A 20,779-nucleotide genomic window follows, 5' to 3' on the forward strand; every position below is an offset into this window, starting at 1 on the left:
CCATCAACCCGCGCACTTCAAGCACCAAAAAGCCCAACCCCATCAACCTGAGCACTTGGAGTAACAAAAAGCCCACCCCCCATCAACCTGCACACTTCGCGCAACATAAATCAACCCCCATCAACATGGCACATTAAGCAACAAAAAGTACTGCGCCCCCATCAACCCGCGCAATTCAAGCAACCCCAACCACTGCACTTTCTACCTAAAAAAAACACAAGTTGGTGAAAAGACATTCCATTGTTGCAAGCGCTTTAGGAAGGTACCATAGGGATATAACATCGACGAAGAATAGTAAGGGGGGCCAGATGATGGCGGTAGGCGCGCAAGCAGTGAAACAGATGAATCAGCGTGCGCAGGCAAAAAAGGGGAATTCCTTTCTGCGAACGTTTTGGAAGTATAGGGCACTGTATTTGATATCTTTGCCGGGGATTGTATATTTTATCGTTTTCAAGTATGTGCCGTTATTAGGTTCGGTTATTGCCTTTCAGGACTATAACATTTTTGACGGTTTTACCGGAAGCAAATGGGTGGGATTCGAGCATTTTGCCCGCATGTTTGCCCACTATGATTTCCTTAAAATTTTGAAAAATACCGTTTTAATCGGCATATACGATCTAGTGCTGGCATTCCCTGCGCCGATCATTCTTGCTCTCTTGCTTAACGAGCTGCGTGTTGTGTTGTACAAGCGTGTTCTGCAGACAGTTGTCTATATGCCTCACTTCTTGTCCTGGGTTATTGTGAGCGGGATTGCGATTGGTATTCTCTCTCCATCTACGGGCGCGGTGAACCAATTCCTCACTTGGCTGGGCTTTGAGCCGGTTTATTTCTTGGGTGAAGAATCCTGGATCCGCACGGTTCTCATCTCGTCGGGAATTTGGCGGGATTCCGGTTACGGCACGATTATTTATTTGGCCGCCCTTGCGGGAATTAATCCGGATTTATATGAAGCTGCAGAAGTGGATGGGGCGAACCGTTGGAGACAAACGATTTCAATTACGCTTCCATCGCTGCTGCCGACCATTATGATTTTGTTCCTGCTGCATATTGGAAAATTTTTGGATTTCGGCTTCGAGCGCGTCTACGTGTTCTTGAATCCGCTGAATAAAGAAAACGGTGAAATTCTGGATACCTACATTTACACCGCAGGCTTGTTAGGTCAGCAGTTCAGCTATACGACAGCGATCGGGCTTTTCAAAGCATTGGTGGGTGTCATCTTTATTGTGACAGGTAACATTTTAAGCAAAAAAACAACGGGTGAAAGCTTGTACTAAGACGGAGGTGAACGCTTTATGAATCGCAAGCCGACAGCCGGCTGGCAAGTTTTTAACATCTTTAATGTGCTTTTTTTGACTCTCTTATCGCTGGCGATGCTTCTGCCGTTCTTAAACGTGCTGGCTCAATCGTTCAGTTCCTCTCAAGCTATTGTGAATGGGAATGTCATGTTCTGGCCCGTTCAATTTACGCCGATTAACTATCAATACGTATTCAGCGACGCAGCAATCTGGCGTTCTTTCGGAGTAACTGTGTATATTACAGTAGTGGGTACGCTAATCAACTTAATTGCAACGGCTTCACTGGCTTATCCGGTGTCGCGCCCTGAGTATGCCGGACGCAATGCTGTCGTAATCATGGTTCTGATAACGATGGTGTTCACGGCTCCACTGATTCCTAACTTTATTTTGATGAAGAATTTGCATTTGACGAACTCGCTTTGGGCACTTATGATTCCAGGTGCGATCAGCGCCTTCAACTTTTTCGTAATGAGGTCGTTCTTCTTGCAAATTCCGAGCGAACTAATCGATTCCGGCCGTATCGACGGCTGTTCCGAGCTCAGAATGATTTGGAACATCGTGCTTCCGCTTTCCAAGCCGGTTATGGCATCCCTTGGGATTTTCTATGCCGTGGCCCACTGGAATGCGTATCAAAACGCGCTCTACTATATCAATAAACCGGCGCTATGGCCCCTGCAAGTGAAGCTGCGCCAGCTCATTGTATCCGAGGATCTCTCTATCGATCCGAACTCGGCACAATTTAGCGGACTGGCCCACATGGATCCGGAAGGCATCAAAATGGCGACAATCATTATTGCGACAATCCCGATTATTCTGATCTATCCGTTCTTGCAGCGTCACTTTGTCAAAGGAATGATGGTCGGATCGGTTAAATCATAGGCCAAACTTGTTGTGAAATCTTGTATGGAATAACGAGTTTTTACAGAATTCTAAAAAAAAGACAAATCAAACTAAAGACAGTCCATATCGACAAATTGTAAACGCTTTTACAATGGGGTTGTGAAAGCGTCATATTTTAGTGAAACGAAATGAGGGGTAGAAATGAAAAAATGGATTCCCACGACAATGGCTGCAGTGTTGTTGGCCAGCATGTTGGCTGCTTGCTCTTCCAAACCGGCCGAACAACCGGCATCCAGCGCGGCAGCTGGCGCAGCTAGCGCAAAGCCGGCAGAAAAAACGAAGTTCTCCATCTCCCTGCGTACTTTGGCATTCGGTCACGTAGAGAAATCGCCTGATATCAACCAAGATAAATGGGTGAAAAAGCTTGAAGAACTCACGAACACCGATATGAATATCGTGCTTGTTCCGCACAAAGAATATGAACAAAAAATGATTCAAATGTTCGCAACCAACGACATTCCTGATGTCGTCCAAGGCAGCGGCGGTGTGAACGGAAAAGAAATGGCCGGTTCCGTAAAAGCGGGCGTATTTATGCCACTGGACGATTTGCTGAAGCAGTACGGTCCGAATTTGCTCAAAAAAGTGCCGAAAGAGGCATGGGATAACGTAACGTACAACGGTAAAATCTACGCGATTCCTGAGTATTTGTCGAACCCGTCCCGCCGTGCGATCTTCGTCCGTAAGGACTTGCTGGATAAAGCCGGACTAGGCGTTCCAAAAACGGTTGACGAGTACATGGCCGTACTTCGCAAGTTCAAAGAAATGGGCGTAGAAAACCCTTACATGGGTCGTGAAAACTTCAAATATGCGGATTCCTTCTTCGGAGCTTATGACGCATATCCGTATCTGTCCATGTTCGAGAAGTCTGGCGATCAAATCGTGCCGAAATTCTTCAATACGGAGAATATGACCAAAGCGCTGCAAACATATAAAACGATGTTTGACGAAGGCTTAATCAACAAGGAATTTGCAACGATCAACGCAACCGTATTCAAAAACACGATCCTTGCCGGTAAAGCAGGCATGTGGTCCATGAATGCGAATGAAGTGCTGCAATGGGAAACACAGCTGAAAGCGACGGTGCCAAACGGCTCTATCGAAATTATCGCAGCTCCTACTGGACCGGACGGTAAAGGCGGACACTACTTGTACGGACCTGTTCCGCGCGCGTACTTCATCAACAAAAATGTGAAAAATGCCGCGCAAATTATTAAATTCTACGACTGGATGATGTCCGACGAAGCGGAGAAATTCTTCACATTCGGTATCGAAGGCGACACGTACAAAACGGTAGACGGCAAAATCGAATACAAAGCGCCAACAGATGCTGCAGGCGTAGATGAAGAGCGTTACCGTCAATCCTTCTTGTGGTTGGTTCAAGATACAACTTATAATAAAGGCACACTTAGTATGACAGAAGACGGCAAGAAATTGATGAAGGTTTATGACACAACATTGAAAAATGAAGGACGCGATGGCATCAGCTTCGAGCCGCGTCTGGATGCCTTGATGAAAAACCCTGACATTTCACCGCTGTCCGACCAAGCGCCTCCAGTTATTCTTCAGCACATGGTTAAAATGGTGTACGGCAAAGAGCCGATCTCCGACTGGCCGAAAGTTCTGGAAGAGTGGAAGTCCAAAGGCGGCAACGAAGTAATCAAGGAAGCTACAGAAAAATTCAACAGCAAAGATTCCGGTACAACGGTTTCGATGCCGCGTAAATAAGCTCAAGCGATTGAGCATGACCGACTCCTCACGAGCACTCCAGCGCGTGGGGAGTGGGCATTTCAGAAGGGTAAAGAAGGGAGCGCCACCTCATGTACCGCATACTCATTGTCGATGACGAACCGATGATACGCAAAGGATTGCAAAAGCTAGTCGAACAATCCCAGCTGCCGATCGAAAGCCTGCGAACGGCTGAGAATGGTGTTGTCGCACTGCAGCGGATTCAGGAGGATCGGCCTGATTTCCTGTTTACAGATATACGTATGCCCAAAATGGACGGCTTGGAACTGTGTGCCCGCGTTGCGGAAATGGATGCGGACATCCAAGTCGTCGTTATTTCCGGGTACAGCGATTTCGAATATGCCCAGAAATGTGTTTCCTACGGTGTCAAAGAGTATTTGCTAAAGCCGGTAAACATCAAAGGCTTCCAGAACGTGTTGGAGAAGTTGATCCGCACCAAATCCAAAGTAAGTTCCGAAACGTTCGTTGCCGTAACGAAGCTGGAGCAGTGGGCAAGCCGTATGGAACATGCGGTCTGGATGCTGCAGCAAGCGGAGTTAGACAGCTTATTGGAAGAAGTATACGCAGAGCTCAGAGATTACAAGCTGAAGCTGAATCGGATTCATGATATTTTGCAGGAGATTCATACGCTGCTGCACCAGCGTTTAAATGTAAGGGATGTTTATCTGATTCAAGGTGAGCTTGCTTTGAACGGCGCTGCCACGGAAGAGGAGGCATGGCTCCGCTTCACAACAGCGGTGTATGGTCATATGGATGAGCTGAAGCATAGGCGCAAAGGAAAACTGAAAGATCCTGTAGAGGAAGCGAAGCAGTACATTGAATCACACCTTGCTGAGGAAGTTTCGCTAGAGGAAGTGGCTGAATTCATCGGACTCAATCCATCGTATTTTAGCCAATTATTCAAGCAAAATACGTCGGAGACGTTCGTGCAGTACCGCACGCGCAGACGCATGGAAAAGGCGAAAAAGCTGCTGGAACAGCCGCAATGGCGCATCACGGACATTTCCGGAGAGGTTGGTTATGCCGACCATCCGCATTTTACGAAAACGTTCAAAAAGTATGAAGGATGCCTTCCTTCGGAGTACCGCCAGCAGATGGGGATTCGTTCATGAGAGGCAAGACACTGTCACGACAAATCTTTTCGAACTTTCTGATTGTAATCGTACTTTCGCTCGTATCTGTCGGAGCGTTCTCTTATATTCAATCTTCCAGGGCGCTGGACGGCCAGGTCAAGCAGTATATGGAGCAGATGATCGACAGCGCCAACTATCAGACAGACAGCTATTTGCAGGCTTATGAGCTCTTGAGCAATGCCTTTACTTCCAACCCGGATGTTCGGATTTTTATGGAAATTGAACCTAACGATTCGTATGGGTTTTATGTGTATAGTGAAAAAATCAAGGAATTCGCACGTATTTCGGTGGTCTCCGTTATTACGTTATATAAACAATTGAACATGATTTATGCGGTCGGCCAGCATGGACGATCGGTTATTTATGATAATCAGAATGTGCTCAACTTCGATCCCGTGCTGGTGAAAGAAAAGTATGATTATTTGATGAAAATGACGCCGGCTGACGGCAAAATCGCCCTGCTGAATATGAGCATTCGCGAAGTCGATCAGGGTTCGGTCGTGACGATGGCACGCAAAGTGAGAGGACCTTCTTACGGGGATGAGAACCGTGGGATCGTCGCAATCGAGATCAAGCTGGATGAGCTGGCGAAGACGTGGGATCGGGTGAGTCTGGGAAAAAAAGGCTTTTTCTTCATCGTAGATGACACCGGGAACTACATCTATCCGCGTTCCATGAGCGAGCGCAAGCCGCAGGATGAATTGGCCTCGCGCGTGCTGCAGAGCGGCAACCAGACATTCACTTACAAATATAACGGCGAGGAGCGCATGTTTGTATCGCGCAAATCCGGCTACTCCGATTGGAATCTGGTTGCTTCCATGCCGGTTGAGGAGCTGCGGCGTCCCGTCAATACCATCCGAACGACAACCATCAGTGTGGGGCTGATTACACTGGCTATTGCCTTATGGCTGGCGTCCCGTTTCGGCCGTTCGATTATTGCGCCGATCCGTTGGCTGAAAGACAGTATGAGGGAAACGGAAAAAGGAAACTGGCAGTACATCGACGAGTCGGGCCGAACGGACGAAATCGGCGGGCTGATTCATAGCTACAACCTAATGGTGACGCGTCTGTCCGGTATGATTGAACGTGTTTATGAGGCGGAGCTGGAGCAGCAAAAGAATGCTTTAGAGCTAGGGGAGACGAAGCTGGAGCGGCAGAGGGCGGAATATCAGTCCCTGCAGCTTCAGATCAATCCTCATTTTTTGTACAACACGCTCGAGACGATCAATTGTTATGCCATTGTGCAGGACTCCACGGAAATTACCGAAATGGTCGAGGCCATGGCTTTCATGCTGCGTTACTCCGTTCAGACCAACTTAGAAGAAATCACCGTAGCGAATGAGCTGAACCATGTTCGCAACTATATGATTGTTTTGCAGCACCGAACCGGCAAAGAGTTTGAGATCGATGTAGCGATTCCGCCGAGCCTGTTGCTGGAGAAAATGGTCCGGCTGACGCTGCAGCCGCTGATTGAAAATATTTTTCAGCATGCTTTTCCGGATGGCGTGGAGCCGCATCATTTCATTCGTATTAATGCCAAGAAGGAAAACGGCTTATTCCAAGTGTTCGTGGAGGATAACGGCGTTGGCATGAAGCCGGAGCGGCTTGCCGAGCTGCGGAAGAAGCTGGAGCAGAACCGTTTGGCGGAGCCGGAAGAGAACGGCGCGTCCCAGCGCGGCGGCATTGGGCTTATGAACGTTCATCGGCGAATTCAGATGGTGTTTGGCGAAGCTTACGGGCTGTCTGTCGACAGCGAGTGGGGGCGCGGCACTTGTCTGATGATGACGATGCCGGAAACGGCGCGGCCGAAGATGCGGAGTTGAGGGCGCGAGGATATACACCTAAAACACAGACATGGGAGGAATTCATATGAACATCGATTTAACGGGGAAAATTGCACTGGTAACAGGATCAAACGCGGGAATCGGACGCGCAATCGCCATGGCTTTAGCAAGCAATGGAGCGAAAGTCGGCGTGAACTGCTTGAACAATGTGGCGCAAGGACAAGAAGTTGTCGCAGCGATTCAAGCGGCAGGCGGAGAAGCTGTGCTGGTGCAAGCGGATGTGACTGATTTGGAGCAGATCGACAGACTCGTTAGGGAAGTGGAGCAGGCACTAGGCGGCACGATTGATATTTTGGTCAACAATGCCGGTCATCTGGTACAGCGCGTACCGAATTCCGAAATGTTTGAAGAGATGTATGACCGCATTATGGACGTTAATTTGAAAAGTACTGTGTTCATGTGCAAAAGAGTGCTGGCCGGCATGAAAGAGAAAGGCTATGGCCGCATCGTCAACATGACATCCGTTGCTGCGCACAATGGCGGCGGTCCGGGATCAAGCGTCTATGCAGCAAGCAAAGCAGCCGTTCTTACATACTCCAAGGGCTTGGCGAAAGAAGTTGCGGCAAGCGGGATTACCGTGAATAACGTATCTCCCGGTTTTATCGGCAACACGATGTTCCACGCAACGTTTACGACCGACGCCGCTCGGACAGCAACGATTAACGGCATTCCGCTGCAGCGTGAAGGAACGCCGGACGATGTGGCCGGAGCGGTGCTTTACCTTGCTTCAGATCTGGCTGCTTATGTAACAGGCGAAACGATTGAAATCAACGGCGGGATGATGATGCGATGAGCACCTCACTGAGACCGGACCGTACAGCACGCATATTAAAAGAGGAAATCGACAGGCTGCAGCAAGCAGGCAGCCTGTTCATTCCGAAAGAACCCGGGGGCTGGTGGCACCAGTACGTTTGTCCGCACCATCAAACCGAACTGGTGTTCGATGATAAGCAGGCGGACGCGTTCGAATTTGCCTGCCCGCACGGCTGCCAAATCGAAGGCGAGGCTTACCGCGGTGCTTGGCTCGTGTTCAAGCACCAATCGCTCGCGCGCATAGCTCTGCAGGCAGCCGCTGTATTTGCGGCGCTTGGCGAGGCTTCCTACGCCCAGCTCAGCAAGAAACTGCTCGTCGAATACGCCGAGCAGTTCCCGCGCTACCCCGTGCATCCGGAAGCGCAAAGCTGGATGCTGAAGGGGCGCGCCTTCCATCAGGCGCTCACAGAGGCGATCTGGTCTACGACACTGATTCGCGCTTACTTGTTATTGCGCGATAAGCATGTTGTATTCGGGGCGGAGGAGCAGGCGGCTATCGACGTCTTTTTGGGTTTGCTTGCCGGGAGCATGGAAGAATACCGGCACATTCTCATTCATGAGCGGAACAATGCGGAGAACAATTACACCGCCTGGCTGAACGCGTCATTGTCTTGCGTCTACGCCGCGCGGGGCGAGCAAGCGGCGCTGGAAGCGCTGATTGAAGGCCAAGGCGGCTTCAAGCATCACTTGTCGATCGGCGTGAAGCCCGATCAGCTGGAATTCGAGGGAAGCACGTATTACCACGTTTTCGTGCTTCGGGCGTACTTGATCTCCGCGGAGATGGCGCAGCGCTTCGGCATAGACCTCTACGCCGTCACAGGCGCCGACGGCCAATCGATGCGCGGCATGCTGGAGGCGCTGGCCGATCTTGCCGACGGCCGGTGGGCGCTGCCCGCCCTGCATGACGGACCGCTCGCGAGGGCTCCCTATGCCCGCGAGATCGCCGAGATCGCGGAGCAGGGGCTCGCGATCTACGGTATTACCGGCCTCGCGCCGGTGCTGCGCGAAGCCTACCGGCAGCTGGACGCTGCCGGCGGCGAGCAGCTCGAGGCGCTGCTCTACGGCGCTGCTGACCGCACGCCGGTTCCGCCAGAGGCGCGCGCTTCGCGGCTCTGGCCGGATGCCGGCTTCGTCGTCGGCCGTGTGCCCGGGAACCCGCTGTCGTTCCTCGCCGATTTCGGCGAGCATGGCGGTTCCCACGGCCATTACGACAAGCTGCATCTGACGTTGATGCATCCTGCGCAAACCCTGACCCCCGATTTCGGGATGGTGCCTTACGGCTCGCCCATGCGGAAATCGTGGTTTGCCGAAACCGCCAGCCACAATACGGTGTCGCTGGACGGCTACTCCCAAGCGCCGCATGAAGGGCGCTGCGTCCGCTACGCGGCTGACGAGAACTCCGTCTACGCTTGGCTGCAAACGACGGAGGCCTACGAAGGCTGCACGATGAGCCGTCATTTGCTGCTCACGGGAGAGTGGCTGCTGGATTGGTTCCGGGTTGAGCTGACCGGGGAGGAGCCCCGGAGCATCGAGTGGTGGATGCATCCTGCCGTTCAGCCGATCGCTGACGGAATGGCCGATCGGGAGGGGGTCTTCCTGCTGCAGATTCAAGAGCAGGAGGGGGCTGTCGCTGCTGAGCGGAATTTGCCGATGATCGGCGAGTTTACGGCGGATGCAGAACAGCTGCATTTGTCTTACCGGCTTGGGACTGATGCCGCTGTGTTCCACACGGCGTTGGCAGAGCCGGGCTACGAGCTGCTGGCGGTTCATACGCCGGGGGACTCTGTGGACCCTAGTCAACCTCTAACGGCGATCCTGCATCGTCGCCATGAGCGCAGCGCTGATTTCATCCATGTATACCGTGCGGACAGCAAGGCCGAGCTCACCCGCGTTTCTCCGCAGGAAATCGTGGTTTCGGTGCCGGGCCAGCCGGAAAGCGCAGCCCATATTCAACTAACGGAAGATAAAGGCTTGATTTTCATATAGAGAAGGGAGAATCGATATGACAACCCTGTTGCCATTATACGAACCGCAAAGCGGCGTATTAACTGTACAATACGAACCGAACGAGGGAACTGTACTCTTGGAAAACCCGCCACGTTTCACGTGGATTCCCGCCCAATTGGAGAATGACCGCTACGTGCTGCAAATTTCGCAGTCGGACGTATTTGACGAGGCTGACACGCAGACCATAAAGCCGATTCCCTATAATCTATATACGCCCGACGACGCGCTGCAACCGGGAGCTTATTACTGGCGCTACGCGCTGCTTGGGGAGAATGACGAACATACCGCATGGAGTAAAGTGAGGCGCTTTGAAGTCCCGGCCGGTCTGCCGGAAACTCCGCTGCCTAGCCGGGCGCGCAGATACGCCGAGGCATCGCTGCAGCACCCCCGGTTGTGGCTGCAATCTGCGGAGGTTGAGGCTTTCCGCAGGGAATTGGCGGCTGATCCGACTTACTGCGGCTTCGACGTATTTTATGAGAAGTCCGTTAAGCCGTGGATTGACCGGGAGCTAGTTGCAGAGCCTCTGCCGTACCCGGGCAATAAGCGCGTTGCGAAGCTGTGGCGCCAAATGTACATGGACACGCAAGAGGTGCTGTACGCGATCCGTCATCTGGCGGTGGCGGGAACGATTTTGGCTGACGCCGATTTGCTCGGCCGCGCCAAAACCTGGCTGCTCCATGTTTGCTCCTGGGACGTTGACGGCCCAACATGCCGCGATTACAACGATGAGGCATCCTTCCGGATGACCGGTGCTATCGCATGGGGCTATGACTGGCTGCACGGTCAGTTAACGGAGCTTGAGCGGCAGCAGGTGCGCGAGGTTCTGCTGGCCCGTGCGCGTCAAATCGCTACTCATGTGATCGATCATTCCAAAATCCATCACGTGCCGTTTGACAGTCACGCCGTTCGTTCGCTGTCCAGCGTCCTAGTACCGAGCTGCATCGCATTGCTAGAGGAAGAGCCGGAAGCGCGCGAGTGGCTGGATTATACGCTTGAATACTATGCAGGCATCTATTCGCCTTGGGGCGGACCGGACGGAGGCTGGGCGGAAGGTCCGATGTATTGGACGACCGGGATGGCTTTTGTTACGGAAGCGATGAACTTGCTGAAAAAATATACGGGCATTAACTTTTACAAGCGGCCGTTTTTTACGAAAACAGGCGATTTCCCGCTGTACGCGTTCAGCCCGGATACGCTTCGCGCAAGCTTTGGCGATCAGTCCACGCTGGGAGATCCCGTGAGCTTGAAAACCGGCTTCAACATCCGCCAGTTCGCCGGTGTGACCGGGAGCGGTTTGTACCAATGGTATTTCGAGCGGGTGCGAGAGATCGATACCGATTCCGAGATGAAATTTTACAACTACGGCTGGTGGGATTTCCGTTTTGACGAAATGGTGTACCGCCATGATTATCCGCAGGTGGAAGCAATCGCTCCAACCGATGCCAATATCGAGCAGGTCAAATGGTTCCGCGACATCGGCTGGGTGGCGTTCCACTCCAACATGGCCGATCCCGAGCGCCACATCATGCTGCTGACGAAGAGCAGCAAATACGGCTCCGTCAGCCACAGCCACGGTGATCAAAACGGCTTCCTGCTGCACGCATACGGCGAGCCGCTTGCCATTGAAAGCGGCTATTACGTGGCGTTCAACTCCACGATGCATATGAACTGGCGCAGGCAGACGCGTTCGACGAACAATATTTTGATCGATGGACTTGGTCAATACGCCGAGAAAAACAAAGTGCTGAACATGGCCGCGAGCGGCTTCGTCGAGGTGGCTGAGCAGCGCAAGGGCTACAGCTACTCCCGCAGTAATGCCACCGCTGCGTATAAGGAGTACGTGCCTTATCTTGACCGCTACGTTCGCGAGCTGTATTTCTTCGGCACGTACGTCGTCGTCGTGGATCACATCGACTTGGCGCAGACGGGCACGGTGGATTGGCTGTTCCAGACGCTGTACGAAATGAAGCTGAACGGGCAAACCTTCAAAGTCCAAGGCCGCAAAGCCGATATGGACGGCCGATTCGTCTATTGCTCCTCCGGCGAGTTGGAGCTGACGCAGCATGAAGGCTTCCAGGACGTAGACCTGGCTGAGATCGAAGGCTTGCCGCTGCACTGGCATCTCAAGGCAACGACCAAGCCGGCGCGCAGCCACCGGATCGCTACGCTCCTCGTGCCGATTAAGCATGGCGAGCCGAAGTATGTGTCCTATTTTATGGACGATCAAGGGTTCGACACGCATATTTACTTCACGGAAGACGGCATTACGCACCGTGTTGAGGTGCCAAAGGCTTACTAGATGTTAGGCAAGCTGCACTTATTGATGAGATCGACTCCTCTTCGCCGGTTTGGCGGTTGGGTCGGTCTTTTTTTATGGGCCATTTGTCCAGCCACCGAAAATTAGATGGAAATAATTCCATTATTTGAGTGAATTTCAGTTGTTGAAGCCTATACAAATCGAATTAGCGGTAGCTTTTCCTGTTCATCTAAACGCACCTTCAATTGGGTTGCCCCTCGTTGCCAATGTTGGCGAAACACATAAAAATCAAGGCAGTTCTACATAAGAAAGGCCAATTTTTAGCATCTTTTACAGCGTTAAAGCAGCATTTTCGCGCCCCCATTGCCACCCTCGCAGCATCTCCCTAACAACCCCCTAGTCACAACAACCTATAAAAACTTAACATGATTCCTAAAGTTCACACATTGTAAGGGCTGCCAATTTCGAGCGATAATAAGGGCATCAAGTCATCAAACAAACGAGGGGGATTTACATTGGTAAAAAAATATAAAGCACTTCAAGTAGCGGCAGCGAGTTTACTGGCTATCTCCTTAACAGCATGCGGCTCGGCCGGCAGCAGCACTAGCACAAGCACACCGTCCCAGGGCGCGAGCGCAACGACGACACCAAGCGGCGGAAGCACGACAGAGAAGAAAGAGAACATCACAATCACGTTCCAAAACATATATCCGGACCCGACAGATCCGAAGAACGGCATGCTGAAAAAGATCGTAAACGACTACCAAACGAAAAACCCGAACATCAAAATCGAGCTTGATTCCCTCAACACGGATCAGCAAAAGCTGAAACTCAAAACGCAAGCAGCTTCCAAAGAAGTGCCGGATATCACGATCGTGAACCCATCCGCACAAATGAAGCCTTTCGTAGATGCAGGACTTTTCGCGCCGCTGAACGATATGGTTGAGCAAAATGGCTTGAAAGGCACGTTCCAAGATGGCATTTTGAACTGGTACACATTCAACAACAACCTTTACGCGTTGCCTGACGGCAACAACATCGGTCTCGTTTATTACAATAAAGATTTGTTTAAACAAGCCGGCGTAGAAGTGCCGAAAACTTTCGAAGAGATGGTTGCAGCTGTCAAAACACTGAAAGGCAAAGGCATTCAGCCAATGGCTATCGGTGAAAAAGATTCCTGGACAGGATCCTTCTTATTCATGAACGTCCTGCTTCGCACGAATGGCGGCCCTGGCTTCCTGCAAGCGGTTGTTGACGGCAAGAAAACTTTCGCAGATCCGGCATTCACGGATGCGGTAAGCTCCTTCCAAGACTTGGTTCAAGCGGGTGCTTTCCAAGAAGGCGCAACTTCTTTTGACTACAACGCAGGTGAAAACTTGTTCAAAACAGGCAAAGCCGCTATGTACTACATGGGCTCATGGGCCACAGGCGGTATCGAGACTTCTTCCGTTAACGGCAAAGTCGGCGTATTCAAGTTCCCGACAGTGAAAGGCAAAGGCAACCCTGACGAGTTCATGCTTGCTCCGGGAAGCGCGTTCGCGATCTCGGCCAACAGCAAACATTTGAAAGAAACGAAAGATTTCTTGAACTACTTTATGCTGAACTTCCCGAAAGAAGCTTTCGCAGTGAAAGGCGCAGTAGGTATCGCGCAAAAAGTTGACGGCGACTTCAAAGCCGCAGGATACTCCGATATGGCAATGGAAGTACTGGGCATGTTCAAACAAGTAAAAGGCGGCGACCTTGCGTTCGATAACACGATGAACCCGGGAACGGCACAAGGCCACTTAACAAGCATCCAAAACCTCTTCGTGCAGAAGAAAGATCCTGCTGAAGTAGCTAAGGAACACCAAACCGCTTACGACACAAACAAAAAATAAGATGAATTAGCAGCCAAATCGGAATTTATCCTAAGCGCCGCAAGTGCACAAGGGTAAGTTCCGATTGGTATATCCCATGAAGGAGGCGAGCCAAGTGAATGTGTTAAGAGTCTCCAAGTGGACGATTGCCATGTTTGTACTGCCGTGTTTGCTGATCTATGTCGGTCTCGTTTTCGTTCCGATTCTCGTATCGATGTACAGCGGATTGCTCGATTGGAACGGTATCGGCGATTCCACATTTGTTGGTTTGAAAAATTTTCATACGCTGCTTTTTGCAGACCCTGTTTTCTGGCCGTCTGTGAAACGGACGCTGATGTTTGCTGTATTTTCAATGGCTGAAATTCCTATTGCTTTGACTGTGGCCATTCTGTTGAACCGTTTTATCAAAAAACCGAATTTTCTCGTTTCAGCTTACTTTCTGCCGGTCATTTTGTCGGTCGTTATTATCGGCCAGTTGTGGAAAACCATTTATAACCCTGCGGCAATGGGGGGGATGCTGAACCAGGTTCTCGACATGCTGAATCTTCATAGTTGGACGAGATCATGGCTGACGGATCCGAAAATTGCGATGTACTCCCTTTACTTTGTGGCCCTGTGGCAGTACTTGGGGTACCACACCCTAATCCAGTTTACCGGCATTCAGAACATCCCCGCGGATATTTATGAGGCGGCCAGGATTGACGGAGCCGAGGGCCTTAAGGCCGACTGGCACATTACTTTCCCTATGAATATTCCGATTTTCAAAATATCGATCGTCCTCGCCTTCATCGGCTCGCTGCAAGCGTTCGACATGGTCATGGTCATGACCGCAGGCGGCCCGGCGCACGCAACGGATGTCATCTCGACCCACATGTACAACATGTCGTTCCTCTCCATGAAATATGGATACGGAAGCGCGATTGCCGCTTTCTTGGTCGGTTTGTGCCTCGTTGCGACCGTCATTATCAACTTTATTTTTAACCGCTTAGAGAGAAGATTTTCATGAAGGAGGGGAGTGTCACCATGAATCATGCTGGGGAAATAGCTTCGGCTAAACCTGTCACAATACGGAGACGCAAAAGCCTCTCTATCTTAAAAATCATCGTAATCGCATTCCTGTCTCTACTCGTGGTTACGCAAGTATATCCGCTGCTTTGGTTGTTTATTTACTCGCTCAAAAGCAATGAAGAGATTCTGTCGGGCAAATTTTTCGCGCTGCCTCACACGCTCATGTGGAAGAATTTCACGGATGCGATTGGCGCGGGCCACTATTTTCAATATTTGAAAAACAGTTTGTTCGTAACGTCGGTGACGATGGTATGCGTCCTGCTGCTGGCTTCCTTGGCTTCGTTCGCCATCGCCAGATTCCGCTGGAAATACGGACAGCTCGTCATGGTGATCTTCCTGATCGGGATGATGGTGCCGCTGCAAGCGACGCTGCTGCCGCTCATGATCATTTTCAAAAATCTGCATGCACTTAACACGCATCTTTCGATCATATTGCCTTATATCGCGTTTCAGACGCCGATTGCGGTCTTTATCCTGAGCGGGTTCATGAAGTCGATTCCGTCTGAGATCGAAGAGTCCGCAGTCATGGACGGCGCGGGGGTTCTCCGGATTTTCCGCAGCATTATTTTGCCGATTTCCGTTCCTCCGATGATGACGGTTTGTATTTTGACATTCATTAATATTTGGAACGAGTACATTCTCGCGGCGACGTTCATATCGTCCGAGCGGCTCAAAACGCTGCCCTTCGGTGTAAACAGCTTCGTCAGCCAATATTCCGTCAACTACGGGGCAATCGGGGCGTTTCTGGTGCTGGGCGCGCTGCCGGTCATTATCATTTACTTCCTATTAGCCGATAAAATTACAAAAGGGATGGTAGCGGGAGCGGTGAAGGGTTAACTTCACCTCTCGCTTTTTGCTGTTTGGAAGGCGGCCTGTGTTATGATAGCCTGAAAAGACTAAGGAAAGGGGACCGGATTCTCACGTGACACGGGGCTTTCATTCCATACATAACCGGCTGTTTTTGCTTTTTATCTCGAGCATGCTGATTCTTTCGACATTGGTGAGTGTCGTCTATTACAAGAAAACAACAGACATTATTCATAGCAAAATCAGCGATTTGGCGGAGAAAAATATTTCTCAAACCGTCGGCCTCTTTGATTTGCTGCTTCAAGGCTATGACAGCATTTCGAAGTCGCTGAACAGCAATTATGAGATGCTAAGGCTAATCCATGACCGGGATACAAGCAAGGACGAAGCGGTCAACATTATTAATGAACGGACCATTACGAACATTTTGGGCGCCGCCTATTATTCCCGGGACGATATCGTGGGCATTCATGTCATCACAAACGCGGGGAAAAACTATAATTATGAACGAGGCTTCGACAGTGTCATAGAAACGAACTATGCCAGCACGGAGTGGTACCACAAGCTGCAGGAATCTTCGGGGGAAATGGTTTGGCTCGGTCTGTCCCAGGGCTCGATGATCAACCGGTTTCAGCGCGATCCCTTGTTCGTGTTCGGACGCAAGCTGTACGATTTAACGGACCACCGGGTCATTGGCGTTTTGGTTATCGAAACGAACCCGCAGCCGATTCTTGCCGCGCTTTCGAACGTGAGGATCTCTCCGAACAGCCAGGTGTACATTGTTGACCGGGAAGATCACATGATTGCTACTACGGCAGGGGAAAAAGGCAGTCCGCCATCCTTCGGAGGGCTGCCGCGCCCCCGCAGCAATGAGATTATCGTCGATGACCGGACCGATCAGTTGATCGTTTCAGCCAAGGCGAAGATGGCCGACTGGACCGTATTTGGCCTAACCCCCAAAGGGGATATTAACGGCGAAGTTGTGAAAACAAGGGAATATCTGTACTTGGTCATCTTGGCACTCGTCTTCTTATCCTTGGTGCTGGCGAGCATTATTTCCCGAAATATTGCCTCACCGCTCAAGCTGTTGATCCGTGAGATGAAGCAGGTGGAGATGGGGAATTTCAAAGGCTCCGTGACGGTCAAATCGTTTGAAGAAATCAACTCGTTAGTTTCTTCTTTTAACCGGATGGTGAATCGGATGGATGAACTTATCGAGCGTATTACCCTTGCCACGGTGAGCGAGAAGAACGCAGAGCTGCAGGCGCTGCAGTCTCAGGTGAACCCGCATTTTCTTTATAACACGCTGGACATGATTTATTGGATGCTGGATGAGCGCGAGAACGACCGGCTGGGCAAAGTCATCTTAGCTTTGTCCCACATGTTCCGCTACAGCAGCGACTGGCAGGAAGCCTCGAAGACAACGCTGCGCCAAGAGCTGGATCAAATGCGTCATTACATGACGATCATCGAGAACCGCCTGGAAGGCAGGGTCAGCACCGTTCTGGACGTTGCGCCGGAGTGTCTGGATGTTGTCCTGCCGAAAATGACGCTTCAGCCCATCATTGAGAATGCTGTGAAATATGGACTGGAGCCGCTCAACAGGCCAGGGGTGCTTCGCGTCTACACGGAGCTTGGCGAGCAGGAGCTGCGGATTGTCATCGAGGATAACGGCGTCGGCATCGAGGAGAGCACGCTGCACAGCATGCAGGAGCAGCTCATTAAGGACGCTACGGACATCGAAGGAGCGATGACTTCTTTGCGAACCGAACAGGCCCAGAATGCCTTGCAGGCGCCAGATCCGTCCGGCCGAACAAGACGAGGCATCGGGCTTACCAATGTGCACCGCCGCATCGTGCTCATGTTCGGAGACATATATGGACTCCGCATTCATAGTAAGCAGGGGGAAGGAACGACCGTCATCATCGCGATGCCGCTTCCTCGGAGAGGAGAGTAAAACCATGGACATTCTCATTGTGGATGACGAAACCGTCATTCGTGAGGGCATTCAGCGCACGCTGCAGACCCGGTTCCCCGAGCATGGGATTCATCTCGCGGCGAATGCCGAGCAGGCGATCGCCCTGCTGAGGAGTCAGCGCATACAAATCGTCCTAACCGACATTCTGATGCCGGGCATGACCGGGCTGGAGCTGATGAATCTGTCCCGCAGCCGCCACCCGCATGTGAAATGGGTGGTCATTTCGGCTTATTCCGAATTCTCCTATGCGCAGGAGGCTGTGCGGCTTGGGGCAAAAGATTATTTGCTGAAGCCTATCGGCAAAGAGGTGCTGAGCGAGATGATTCGAAAGCTCAGCGATGAAATCGCTCATGAAACCGAGTTGATCGAGGAGGCCGAGCTCCTGAAGGTGAATCGCAAATATTTGCAGGAAGCCGTCTTTCACCGCTTTGCGCAGGGGCTGGATACCGGGCGCATCGACATGGGCCCTTTCATGGAGCAGCACCCGTATTTCCACCTCATCATGGTGAAAATGGAGAGCGACAAGGCGGTTTATCTCGAGAATTTCATTATCGAGAACGTCCTGCTCGAGTTGACCGAGCGCTATGGCAAAGGCTTCGTGACGGTACACGACGGCAAAAGCCTGCTCGGCCTCGTCACCTTGCCGGACGCAGCTCTGTTGCCTGCGCTCGTCGATGAGCTGCGCAGCCATCTCGTCAAATATCTGAAGGTACCCTTTCAGATTATGAGCTCGGAGAAGATTGACCGCATCGAGGCGGTGCCGGCGGAAGTGCAGCGCATGCGTCAAGCCTCTACGACGCAGGTCTACGAACACCATGCGAGCGGCAGCGACCGCTCTGTCGACGTCGCGCTGCAATATATTCGCACGCATTATCATGACGACCTGTCGCTGGAGAAGGTCGCGGCGATCGTTTACCTGAACCCGGTTTACTTCAGTCAGCTGTTCAAGCAGAAGACGGGGCAAGGGTTCAAGGAATATGTCACCCATCTTCGCCTGGAACAGGCGAAGCAGCTTCTGATGAATCCTAAGCTGAAGCTGGCGGATGTCGCCGACCGGATCGGCTATCAGGACATGCGCCATTTCTCCCAAGTATTCCGCAAAAAATATGGCGTGACGCCGTCCGAATACCGTCTGGAACAGACGCCTAACTCTGTGTAATTGGCTGTCAAGGGAGAAAGGTGAAGAAAATTCTCATCGATTTCTAATGATTGCGGTTAAAGCCAGATGCCGCTTGGATATCCTCTTCTGCTGGTAAATACCGGGCAGATCACATGTGATATGGTGGATACAGGGCCAAATAAGCCCAACACCACGATCCATGAAGGAGGATATCCAATCATGCAACTAGTGAAAAAGAACCGCCTTAGCAAATCGTTAGTGGGGATCAGCTTGGCCTTTTCCTTATTAACTTCCGGTACGATGCTCCTTGAGCCGCAATCCGCTCATGCGGCTGCGGATACCGCGGCAGCTACAGCCAATAGCGCTGTAAGCGCCAGTAAAGCCGATAAAATTTTGAGCACAGCGAAATCCTATATCGGTAAAGTTCGTTACAAGTTCGGCGTAAGGGATACGAAGAATTTAATATTGGACTGCTCCTCTTTTACGCAGCTGGTATTTAAGAAAAACGGCATCGATATTCCATGGGGTTCCAAAGCCCAAGCCAAGGTTGGAACGGCAGTTAAGAGCAAGACAAGCCTGCGCAAAGGCGATCTCGTCCTGTTCAGTACGTCGAAACCAGGTACCATTAATCATGTGGGCATCTATATCGGCAATGGCAAGTTCATCAGCAACACGGCGAGCTCCGGTGTCGTCATTAGCGATATAAATACAGGCTACTGGGGAAGCCGGTTCATCTCAGGCCGTCGTTTGTAATTGACCGTTGGCTCCCTTTAGTGGTATATAAAAGTTAACTTACGTAAGGGAGCAGGAACAACGAAATGAATTTGAAAAATGCATTCGACGATGTGAAGAAGTTTCACCAGACTTTTGAGCACCCGGTAGGTACGACCCCGCAGCGCTTGTCCGAGAGCCGCAAGGCAGCCCGTTTGGCTTGGATGCAAGAGGAGCTGGACGAGTTTAAAGAAGCGGCGACGCTGGAAGACGAAGTGGATGCGATGATCGATGAGCTCTATTTCGTTCTGGGCACCTTGGTCGAGCTAGGGGTCGAGCCGGGGCCGATTTTTGACATTGTGCATCATGCGAATATGTCCAAGGTATGGCCGGACGGTCTAGTCCATAAGAACGAATTAGGCAAAACGGTCAAGCCGCCCGACTGGCAGGACCCATTCGACAAAATTAGAGCAGAAATTCGCCGGCAGCAGGGGAAGTAGAAGAAGGGGGAATGGGCTAGATGTTTCACACAAGGCTGAAAGAGTTGAGACAACAGCAAAATCTGACGCTTCGCAAGCTTGGCGAGAAAGCCGGCGTCAGTTATTCCATCCTGAATTCTATCGAAAACGGTCGGATTCAACCGTCGAAAGATGTCGTAATGGCGCTGACAATTGCCTTGAAATTAGAGGATAAAGAGGAACTCTTATCCTTAGTAAGAAATGCCTCTGAAGGGTAATTGCATTACCCAAATTTGTGTGGTACAGTATTAATAGTCTTTGGGGTAAAACCTGAATTGCTTATTGCAAAGGGTTATCATTTTAAATTGTGAAACCTTTTCCAATGTGTAATTTTTTTGTTCGAAACAAGAAAAAAGACATGTTAATTAAAACTTTGGAGGTATTACCCATGGCAGTAGGAACAGTTAAATGGTTTAACGCAGAAAAAGGATTTGGCTTTATCGAAGTTGAAGGCGGCAACGATGTATTCGTACACTTCTCCGCAATTCAAGGCGAAGGCTTCAAAACTTTGGACGAAGGTCAACAAGTTGAGTTCAACGTTGTTCAAGGCAACCGCGGACCACAAGCTGAGAACGTTGTAAAGCTGTAAGCTTTAGCTTGCATAGATAGCAGTTCGGAGAGCGACTCTTAACATTATGTTAAGGGTCGTTCTTTTTGTGCGCTTGGCAGCGCAATGGACTAATGAGTGAAAGTCTCTAGTACACCGCGAGGTGGCGGAAGTACATA

General features: G+C 51.0%; 17 protein-coding genes. All 17 read left to right on the forward strand.

The window, feature by feature from the left end; translation table 11 throughout:
• Window positions 1-341: 341 nt before the first annotated feature.
• The 17 genes from AC3WRW_RS30565 (at window position 342) to AC3WRW_RS30645 (ending at window position 20,642) form a co-directional block, all read left to right on the forward strand.
• On the forward strand, window positions 342-1,274 hold the full coding sequence (locus tag AC3WRW_RS30565) for an ABC transporter permease (RefSeq protein ID WP_492550001.1): 933 nt from the start codon (window positions 342-344) through the stop codon (window positions 1,272-1,274).
• Window positions 1,275-1,292: 18 nt separating this feature from the next.
• Entirely contained in the window at window positions 1,293-2,174 is an 882-nt protein-coding gene (locus AC3WRW_RS30570) for a carbohydrate ABC transporter permease (protein WP_492549987.1), read from the forward strand.
• Between the two features lie 162 nt (window positions 2,175-2,336).
• Window positions 2,337-3,920 (forward strand): extracellular solute-binding protein, encoded by a 1,584-nt coding sequence (locus tag AC3WRW_RS30575; RefSeq protein WP_492549988.1) that lies wholly within the window; start codon window positions 2,337-2,339, stop codon window positions 3,918-3,920.
• A gap of 92 nt (window positions 3,921-4,012) precedes the next feature.
• Window positions 4,013-5,053, forward strand: a complete 1,041-nt coding sequence (locus AC3WRW_RS30580; protein ID WP_492549989.1) for a response regulator transcription factor — start codon at window positions 4,013-4,015, stop codon at window positions 5,051-5,053.
• Entirely contained in the window at window positions 5,050-6,897 is a 1,848-nt protein-coding gene (locus AC3WRW_RS30585) for a cache domain-containing sensor histidine kinase (RefSeq protein ID WP_492549990.1), read from the forward strand. The genes AC3WRW_RS30580 and AC3WRW_RS30585 overlap by 4 nt, the downstream gene beginning before the upstream one ends.
• Before the next feature lie 46 nt (window positions 6,898-6,943).
• Complete coding sequence (locus AC3WRW_RS30590; RefSeq protein ID WP_492549991.1) at window positions 6,944-7,711, forward strand: SDR family NAD(P)-dependent oxidoreductase; 768 nt, start codon at window positions 6,944-6,946, stop codon at window positions 7,709-7,711.
• A complete protein-coding gene (locus tag AC3WRW_RS30595) occupies window positions 7,708-9,717 on the forward strand; it encodes a heparinase II/III domain-containing protein (RefSeq protein ID WP_492549992.1) in 2,010 nt (669 codons plus the stop codon). The genes AC3WRW_RS30590 and AC3WRW_RS30595 overlap by 4 nt, the downstream gene beginning before the upstream one ends.
• Before the next feature lie 16 nt (window positions 9,718-9,733).
• Complete coding sequence (locus AC3WRW_RS30600; RefSeq protein ID WP_492549993.1) at window positions 9,734-12,037, forward strand: DUF4962 domain-containing protein; 2,304 nt, start codon at window positions 9,734-9,736, stop codon at window positions 12,035-12,037.
• Window positions 12,038-12,510: 473 nt separating this feature from the next.
• Window positions 12,511-13,872 carry an extracellular solute-binding protein gene (locus AC3WRW_RS30605; RefSeq protein WP_492549994.1) on the forward strand — a complete coding sequence of 454 codons (1,362 nt, stop codon included), beginning with the start codon at window positions 12,511-12,513 and terminating at the stop codon, window positions 13,870-13,872.
• 94 nt (window positions 13,873-13,966) lie between these two features.
• On the forward strand, window positions 13,967-14,857 hold the full coding sequence (locus tag AC3WRW_RS30610) for a carbohydrate ABC transporter permease (protein ID WP_492549995.1): 891 nt from the start codon (window positions 13,967-13,969) through the stop codon (window positions 14,855-14,857).
• 17 nt (window positions 14,858-14,874) lie between these two features.
• On the forward strand, window positions 14,875-15,756 hold the full coding sequence (locus AC3WRW_RS30615; RefSeq protein WP_492549996.1) for a carbohydrate ABC transporter permease: 882 nt from the start codon (window positions 14,875-14,877) through the stop codon (window positions 15,754-15,756).
• Window positions 15,757-15,841: 85 nt separating this feature from the next.
• Window positions 15,842-17,683 carry a sensor histidine kinase gene (locus tag AC3WRW_RS30620; protein ID WP_492549997.1) on the forward strand — a complete coding sequence of 614 codons (1,842 nt, stop codon included), beginning with the start codon at window positions 15,842-15,844 and terminating at the stop codon, window positions 17,681-17,683.
• 4 nt (window positions 17,684-17,687) lie between these two features.
• Window positions 17,688-18,863: a response regulator gene (locus AC3WRW_RS30625; RefSeq protein WP_492550002.1), complete on the forward strand. Its 1,176-nt coding sequence runs from the start codon at window positions 17,688-17,690 to the stop codon at window positions 18,861-18,863.
• A gap of 180 nt (window positions 18,864-19,043) precedes the next feature.
• Window positions 19,044-19,577 (forward strand): C40 family peptidase, encoded by a 534-nt coding sequence (locus tag AC3WRW_RS30630; protein WP_492549998.1) that lies wholly within the window; start codon window positions 19,044-19,046, stop codon window positions 19,575-19,577.
• 65 nt (window positions 19,578-19,642) lie between these two features.
• A complete protein-coding gene (locus AC3WRW_RS30635) occupies window positions 19,643-20,035 on the forward strand; it encodes a pyrophosphohydrolase domain-containing protein (protein ID WP_492549999.1) in 393 nt (130 codons plus the stop codon).
• Between the two features lie 20 nt (window positions 20,036-20,055).
• Window positions 20,056-20,271: a helix-turn-helix domain-containing protein gene (locus AC3WRW_RS30640; RefSeq protein WP_492550000.1), complete on the forward strand. Its 216-nt coding sequence runs from the start codon at window positions 20,056-20,058 to the stop codon at window positions 20,269-20,271.
• A gap of 170 nt (window positions 20,272-20,441) precedes the next feature.
• On the forward strand, window positions 20,442-20,642 hold the full coding sequence (locus AC3WRW_RS30645) for a cold-shock protein (RefSeq protein ID WP_126140957.1): 201 nt from the start codon (window positions 20,442-20,444) through the stop codon (window positions 20,640-20,642).
• The last annotated feature ends 137 nt before the right edge of the window (window positions 20,643-20,779 follow it).

It is taken from the genome of Paenibacillus sp. FW126-R14 (assembly GCF_058789495.1).

Coding starts and splice junctions, on each gene's coding strand:
- AC3WRW_RS30565 (WP_492550001.1), top strand. CDS start 342: ATGAATCAGCGTGCGCAGGCAAAAAAGGGGAATTCCTTTCTGCGAACG.
- AC3WRW_RS30570 (WP_492549987.1), top strand. CDS start 1,293: ATGAATCGCAAGCCGACAGCCGGCTGGCAAGTTTTTAACATCTTTAAT.
- AC3WRW_RS30575 (WP_492549988.1), top strand. CDS start 2,337: ATGAAAAAATGGATTCCCACGACAATGGCTGCAGTGTTGTTGGCCAGC.
- AC3WRW_RS30580 (WP_492549989.1), top strand. CDS start 4,013: ATGTACCGCATACTCATTGTCGATGACGAACCGATGATACGCAAAGGA.
- AC3WRW_RS30585 (WP_492549990.1), top strand. CDS start 5,050: ATGAGAGGCAAGACACTGTCACGACAAATCTTTTCGAACTTTCTGATT.
- AC3WRW_RS30590 (WP_492549991.1), top strand. CDS start 6,944: ATGAACATCGATTTAACGGGGAAAATTGCACTGGTAACAGGATCAAAC.
- AC3WRW_RS30595 (WP_492549992.1), top strand. CDS start 7,708: ATGAGCACCTCACTGAGACCGGACCGTACAGCACGCATATTAAAAGAG.
- AC3WRW_RS30600 (WP_492549993.1), top strand. CDS start 9,734: ATGACAACCCTGTTGCCATTATACGAACCGCAAAGCGGCGTATTAACT.
- AC3WRW_RS30615 (WP_492549996.1), top strand. CDS start 14,875: ATGAATCATGCTGGGGAAATAGCTTCGGCTAAACCTGTCACAATACGG.
- AC3WRW_RS30625 (WP_492550002.1), top strand. CDS start 17,688: ATGGACATTCTCATTGTGGATGACGAAACCGTCATTCGTGAGGGCATT.
- AC3WRW_RS30630 (WP_492549998.1), top strand. CDS start 19,044: ATGCAACTAGTGAAAAAGAACCGCCTTAGCAAATCGTTAGTGGGGATC.
- AC3WRW_RS30635 (WP_492549999.1), top strand. CDS start 19,643: ATGAATTTGAAAAATGCATTCGACGATGTGAAGAAGTTTCACCAGACT.
- AC3WRW_RS30640 (WP_492550000.1), top strand. CDS start 20,056: ATGTTTCACACAAGGCTGAAAGAGTTGAGACAACAGCAAAATCTGACG.
- AC3WRW_RS30645 (WP_126140957.1), top strand. CDS start 20,442: ATGGCAGTAGGAACAGTTAAATGGTTTAACGCAGAAAAAGGATTTGGC.